Genomic DNA, 6008 nt, shown 5'->3' with positions numbered 1-6008 from the left:
GCGCGCCCCCCCGGCCCCCCCCCCGCCCCCCCCCCCCGACGACAGGTCAGACGATCCGCTCGATCTCCTCGAAGATGTCGGTGTCCGTCTCCTTCTGCCATTCCGGCAGGGCGCCCCAGTCGGCGACATAGCTCGGCTTCGGGTCCGGGATGTGCTTGTGGATCTGGGCGATCCAGCACAGGGCGACGAAGCGGCCCTTCTGCTCCCTGCTGACCTTCGCGGTCATGCCGCCGCTCACCGTGACGAAGTCGCGAACCTGACCGAACACGGCGGCAGCCGACTCGCGCTCCCAGTCCGGAGTCTCGTCCCAGGGCGTGATGTATCCCGGCTTCGGCTCACCCGGGAAGTGCCTCCTGACCCCGGCGATCCATGCCTCACGGAAGATCCGGCCGTCCTCGTTCTCCATGCTCAGTCCTCTCGTCGTCCATTCAAGGCGGCATCCCCGGCCTGCCGGGCAATCAGCGCTGCCACGCGTCGAGGGAGACTGCGGGACCACCATCGAGGTAACTGTGCAGCGCCGCTTTGGTGGTGGACACGAACTCGTGCGGTACGTCGTCGGCGCTGACCCAGGCGACCTCCGAGTGCTTGGCGGGCTCCCCGTTGACGAGGTCGCCGGACCAGCGGTGAGCGGCGAAGACAACGGTCAGGAAGCCGTTGGGTGCCTCGACACCACGGGCGCCATGAATGACATGGGCCAGACGCAGGTCCTCGGGAGCGACGACGAGTCCTGTCTCCTCCCTGAGTTCGCGCCTCGCCGTCTCCGTGATCGGCTCACCGGGTTCGTTCTTCCCGACCGGAAGGTCCCACATGCCCTGCGCGAACTTCGCCCGGGGGCCTCGCCGAAGGAGCACGACACGCTGGGCGTCGAGGTCGTGGACGATGACGGCGGCGACCAGCAAGGTCATCGACTCCGTAGCGGGCTTGAGAGCGGTTTTCTGATCGGCGGTCGGCTGAGCCACGTCCGTCGGGTCCTCTCTGCGGTGCGACTGTCATGTCAGTGCTTCCCGTGCACGGAGTTCCAAGTCAACGGCTCCGGGAACACCACGTCTACGGTAGATCGCCAAGCAGGGACGGATCGAGGAGATCGCCTTTCTCGTTCGGTCCGACGTCATGCCGTTCATGAGGTCGAGCGCACGGCCCCAGGTTGCCACCGCCTCATCCGCGCGGGCTTGAGCAGCCAAGCTGTCGCCCAGATCCGCATAGGTGAGGGCGTGAACGCGCTTGTACTTCTCGGCGTCCCAACGAATCAGCGCAGCACGATGTTGCTGTTCGGTTCCTGCGTGGTCTCCGAGGTCGGTGAGGGTTCGGGCCGTATGGCTCGCGACGGTCCCGGCCGCCGGGCCGCTGACGAGCGAGAAACTGGGCTGCGGGTCACCGTCACGGGTAAGGGCCCTCTCCGCAGCGAGCAGTGCCTCGGCTGCGGCGGGCTTGTCGCGGGTGGCAGCAAAAGCCCGGGCGTAGGTGATGTGGAGAAGCGCTTCGGTCCTTCCATCCACATGACCGATGCTGCGAGCGAGCGCGTTCTCGATCAGTGCCACACAGTGATGCGGCTGCTTGAGGCTGAGCGCCTGGTGAGCCAGGGCACGCATCATCCATCCGGCGTGGCCGTGTGGATCCGACTCCACAGCAAGCTGGTAACCGACCTGATAGTAGTGCTGGGCCGCACCCTCCTGGCCGAGGTCGTGATGCTTCCATCCGGCGAGGTATGCGAGTTCGGCCACAGCCCCGAATGCTCGCCGACGTGTGCCTTCGTCAGGGAAGCGGCCGTTGAGCATCGGGGCCGCGGTGTCGGCGAGGTAGGCGGTCACGGTGGTCAGGCCGTGACCGCCACCGAGCCGTTCGTCCGCCGCACTGAATACCGCGGTGACCTGTCGGACAACGTCGACTTCCTCAGCACCGACGCGAGCCCTACCGGTCCGGGCACGCATCAGACGCGAGACGGGCTCGGGGTCGTAGAGCAATGGCATCGCCACACCGGCGGTGGTGAACGCGGCAACGGCCAGGAAGGTGCGGCGTTCGACATCTGCACGGCCGAGGTTGGCAACCGCCTCAACAGGATCGCTGCTCGCTGCCAAGGATTCTTCCGGAGCGGCGAAACCGATTTCGGCCAGAGTGACCTGCCGTCCGGATCGGCGGGACAGCGCTTCGGCAATGTACCGACCGGCCTGCCCCGCCGGCTGCGCACCGTTGATCCAATGGGCGACAGCGGACTTGTTGGTGCGGAGCGTCTCGCCGTTCTCCGCACCCACGCGCCGGACAGCGTTGGCTAAAGCCTCGTACGTCCAACCGGCAGTTGAAATCGCCTCCCGGAGGCGCTGGTTGGGCTCCCTGCGTGTGGCCACGATCAATCCCCTGAGGTGGAGCTGTAAACCGCGTAAACCGCGTAAACCACTCTACGTGTCGGCGGGCCTACCGAACGTGCCGTTGGGTCGGTTCACTGGGATGCAAGCCGTTCGTTGCACTGAGTCCCGGCTTCCTCACGTCGAACCACCGATCGGCCCCTGACCACCATGCCGTTCAACTCCTCAGCCTGGGAGGCCTGATGAACACCGACGACTCGACTGTGCTCCCGGTGCGGGAGACCTCGGAGGTGCAGCCGACAACGGCCGCAGTGCGATCCGCCCGGTTGTCGTTGATCCGCGCGGTTCGATCCTGGCCGGTACCACTCTCCGACGAGTCCTTGTGGGATGTGGAGTTGTGCGCCGCCGAATTGATGACCAATGCCGTTGAAAACACCAGAACCTGCTGCCGAGTGACGGTCCGGTGGACCGGTGTGCGTCTGCGGGTCGAGGTGATGGATGCGGGCCCGGGCCTGCCACAGAGGAGCGCGCCCGACGACATGGCCACCGCCGGCCGTGGCCTCCTCCTGGTGGAAGCGCTGGCTCACTCCTGGGGCTGGTACCCGGTGGAGACGGGCAAGGTCGTGTGGTTCGAGGTGGCACCCGACCGGATCGTGACGGGAGACGCGCGGCTCGCCGTACTCGTCTCCGCGGTTCAGGTCCGGGCGCAGCAGCAGGCCCGGGCCGGCGAGAGCCGGCTGAGGACGGAGACCGTTCGGTGACCGAGCCTTCCACGCCCACTCGGTACGTAGTCCGCTTGATCGACTCCCGGAGTCCGCACTTCGTCCTGCTGGACTGCTGGGGGATCTATGACCGGGCCCGACACGAGTACGTGCGCGTTCCAGGCTCCTCGGACCGGATCAGGCGCTTCTACACGTGTCGGCCGCCGAGGCTCACCTGCGAGTCCTACGTGCCGCTGCCGAGTCTCAGATGGTCTGAGGGTGTCGACCCTTCAACCGGACCGGCTGATCTCCCTGCCGAAGCAGCACCAGGAACCCACCGGCAAAGGAGCCGTACCATGCACGACCTGATCGCGAGCCCGTTTCTGAACAGCTTCGTCGTGTTGCGACCAGGCCGCCTGGAGGGCATCGCGCTGCCCGAACGGCGCTTCCGGGAACTGGCGCAGTCCCACGGATCCGGGCTCGCCGTTCCACTCTGGCTCACGGACGCCGCCCGCAGCCGGTGGGGGATCGACGTCGCCCCTCGGCCGGTCAGTCATGCCGTGCACATCCGCGACGCCCCGGTGTACGGCCATAGCCGGGCGAGCTGGGAGATCAATCTCGGCTGTGACCTGGACTGCGAACACTGCTACCTCGGGGAGAAGCGGTTTGCCGGCCTGGACGCCGAAGGCAAGCAGCGGCTGCTCCTGATCCTGCGGGACGCAGGGGTGTTGTGGCTGCAGATCACGGGAGGCGAGGCGCTGATCGACCCCCACTTCGCGGCCTCCTGCCGGCTCGCGCACGACCTCGGAATGATGGTCGAGGTTTTGACGAACGGCACTCGGCTGACGAGCCCCACCATCCTGGAATCGCTCACCACCAGCAGGCCGTACCGGGTCACGGTGTCGCTCTACGGAGCGACCGCGGAGACGTACGACTCCTTCACCCGCCGCCGGGGCGCCTTCAGAAGGGTCACCCGCGGGCTGGCCGCTGGGGTCGAGGCCGGCCTTCCCCTACGGCTGGCGTTGATCGTCACCGCGCAGAACGCACACGAGAACGACCGAATGCGCGGTATGGCCGACGAACTGGGCATTCCATACAAGGAGTACACCCACATGTCGCCGACGATCTACGGCGGCGCGGAGTCGCTTGCGTCCCAGTCACCCGCCCACCTGAAGGCCCTCGAACGCTTCACGGGCTGCAACGCGGGACACACCTTCCTGCACGTCGATCCGCACGGACGGGCATCGATGTGCAAGGTCGGCCGGGACGAGCAGATCGACATCATGGCCGAAGGCGTCGAAGGTCTCGTCCGGCTCGGCGCAATCGCCGACCGCCTCATGCTTCGCACCGGTGGCTGTTCCGGCTGTCGTCTCTCCGGACTCTGTTCGGTCTGCCGACCGCTGGCCAAGCGCTATCAGGAGGCGAAGGCACCACTGAACACCTACTGCCAACATGAACAGAAGGGAGACTCGGGATGACCGCTGTCATGGTCGAGCTGACCGCCACCCGACGTGAGGACGACGAGGCGCTGGCATTCATCGACGACATGGAGGACTTCAGTGCTGACGCCCTCCCCGGGTGCAGCGACGACAACCCGTACCGGTAGGGCGCGAGCTCCGGAGGCCGACGGCTGTGGTGCCGTCGGCCTCCGGGCCGACTCTGGGAGCCTGGGTACCGTGACCACCATCCGCATGCACTGGGCAGATCTACCCGAAGCCGTACACCGGGCCGTCGCCGCCCGCCTCGGAACGCCCATCCTTGCTTCGGAGACGGTCTCGGCAGGTTTCAACTCCGAGATCGCCGCCACGCTCACCACCGCCGACAGCACCGTCTTCGTCAAGGGGATGCGGCTGAGTCACCCACGCGTGTGGACCCAACGGCGTGAGACGGAGATCAACCCGTACGTGGTGGGCCTCGCCCCCTCGCTGCTGTGGCACCTGGACGTCGACGGCTGGAGCCTCGTCGCGTTCGAGCACGTCGAGGCCCGCCACGCCGACTACCGCCAGGCCGGGGAGCTGGAGTTGCTGGTCGGGGCTCTCAGCCGGCTCGGCCGCACCCCGTGCCCGCCGATCGAGCTGCGCCGCGCCGAGCAGCGGTGGGCCGCCTACGTGGACGACCCCGGGATGCCGGCCCGGTTCGCCGGGGGTTCCCTGCTGCACACCGACCTGAACAACGAGAACGTCCTGGTTCGAGGCGGCCGCGCTCTCCTGGTCGACTGGGCGTGGGCCACACGGGGGGCACCCTGGATCGACCCAGCCCTCTGGGTGATCTGGTTGATCGCCGCAGGCGGCCACAGCCCGGCCGCGGCAGAGACCTGGGCGGCAAGGGTTCCGACGTGGAAGAGCGGCGATCCGACCGTGGTGGACGCCTTCGCACGGGCTCAGGCGCGCATGTGGACCGACATCGCCGGAGATGACCCGGACCCGTGGACCGCTGGGCTGAACCGGGCCGCCCAGCGGTGGGCGCGGTTCCGGAGTGCTCGGTGACGGTTCGGACCTGAGCACCCACACGATCAAGCTCCCGGTCTGGCATCGTGAGCAGGATCTGAGGGTAGCCGAGCAGTACGTCCGCGCGGCCGGCAAGATCAGCGACCATCACGAGGAGCTGCCGTGACCGTCACCTCCCCCGAGTTCGTGGCCGGCCTGGCGGCCGACGCCGAAGCCGCCGGGATCACCGGCTTCGTCGCCGCCGCCGTGATCGACCGCGACGGCCGCATCCTGCTCGTCCGTCGCAACCCGGACGACTACAGGGGCGGCCTGTGGGAGATCCCGTCCGGCACGGTCGAGGCCGGGGAAGCCATCCTGGACGCCCTCCGCCGGGAGACCGCCGAGGAGACCGGCCTGACCGTCGACCAGGTCACCGGCTACATCGGTCACTTCGACTACGCCGACAGCCGCGGCGGCACGACCCGCCAGTTCACCTTCGCCGTCACGGTGGAGAAGTACGAACCCGTCGTCCTCACCGAACACGACGCACACCAGTGGGCCCTCCCGGGTGAGCTGCCCGC

Annotated in this window: 8 protein-coding genes; 5 read left to right on the top strand and 3 right to left on the bottom strand. The window is 67.7% G+C overall.

The window, feature by feature from the left end:
* Positions 1-46 precede the first annotated feature (46 nt).
* Genes AB0N04_RS38350 through AB0N04_RS38340 form a run of 3 tightly spaced genes read right to left on the bottom strand, consistent with a single transcriptional unit; the run spans position 47 to position 2342 of the window.
* Positions 47-406 (bottom strand): hypothetical protein, encoded by a 360-nt coding sequence (locus AB0N04_RS38350; protein ID WP_360223324.1) that lies wholly within the window; start codon positions 404-406, stop codon positions 47-49.
* A gap of 52 nt (positions 407-458) precedes the next feature.
* Positions 459-959, bottom strand: a complete 501-nt coding sequence (locus tag AB0N04_RS38345) for an NUDIX domain-containing protein (RefSeq protein ID WP_363365757.1) — start codon at positions 957-959, stop codon at positions 459-461.
* 30 nt (positions 960-989) lie between these two features.
* Positions 990-2342: a tetratricopeptide repeat protein gene (locus tag AB0N04_RS38340; protein ID WP_360223318.1), complete on the bottom strand. Its 1353-nt coding sequence runs from the start codon at positions 2340-2342 to the stop codon at positions 990-992.
* 200 nt (positions 2343-2542) lie between these two features.
* Between AB0N04_RS38340 and AB0N04_RS38335 the strand changes: the two genes are divergently transcribed.
* From AB0N04_RS38335 to AB0N04_RS38315, 5 genes are all read left to right on the top strand, one after another.
* On the top strand, positions 2543-3061 hold the full coding sequence (locus AB0N04_RS38335; RefSeq protein WP_360223315.1) for an ATP-binding protein: 519 nt from the start codon (positions 2543-2545) through the stop codon (positions 3059-3061).
* A 296-nt stretch (positions 3062-3357) separates the two neighbouring features.
* Complete coding sequence (locus tag AB0N04_RS38330; protein ID WP_360223312.1) at positions 3358-4479, top strand: radical SAM protein; 1122 nt, start codon at positions 3358-3360, stop codon at positions 4477-4479.
* Positions 4476-4607, top strand: coding sequence for a hypothetical protein (locus AB0N04_RS38325; RefSeq protein ID WP_360223309.1), 132 nt, complete (start codon positions 4476-4478; stop codon positions 4605-4607). The genes AB0N04_RS38330 and AB0N04_RS38325 overlap by 4 nt, the downstream gene beginning before the upstream one ends.
* A gap of 70 nt (positions 4608-4677) precedes the next feature.
* Positions 4678-5487, top strand: coding sequence for an aminoglycoside phosphotransferase (locus AB0N04_RS38320; protein WP_360223306.1), 810 nt, complete (start codon positions 4678-4680; stop codon positions 5485-5487).
* Between the two features lie 123 nt (positions 5488-5610).
* Positions 5611-6008: NUDIX domain-containing protein (locus AB0N04_RS38315; protein ID WP_363365753.1), on the top strand; the 398-nt coding region annotated here is incomplete at its 3' end.

Origin of the sequence: Kitasatospora sp. NPDC051702 (assembly GCF_040681575.1) — a bacterium.
GTDB lineage: Bacteria > Actinomycetota > Actinomycetes > Streptomycetales > Streptomycetaceae > Kitasatospora.
This window is presented reverse-complemented; position numbering and strand designations above follow the sequence as displayed.

What these genes read in the sequence shown, in the direction of transcription:
- AB0N04_RS38330 (WP_360223312.1), top strand. Translation starts at nt 3,358, where the DNA reads ATGCACGACCTGATCGCGAGCCCGTTTCTGAACAGCTTCGTCGTGTTG.
- AB0N04_RS38335 (WP_360223315.1), top strand. Translation starts at nt 2,543, where the DNA reads ATGAACACCGACGACTCGACTGTGCTCCCGGTGCGGGAGACCTCGGAG.
- AB0N04_RS38350 (WP_360223324.1), bottom strand. Translation starts at nt 406, where the DNA reads ATGGAGAACGAGGACGGCCGGATCTTCCGTGAGGCATGGATCGCCGGG.
- AB0N04_RS38325 (WP_360223309.1), top strand. Translation starts at nt 4,476, where the DNA reads ATGACCGCTGTCATGGTCGAGCTGACCGCCACCCGACGTGAGGACGAC.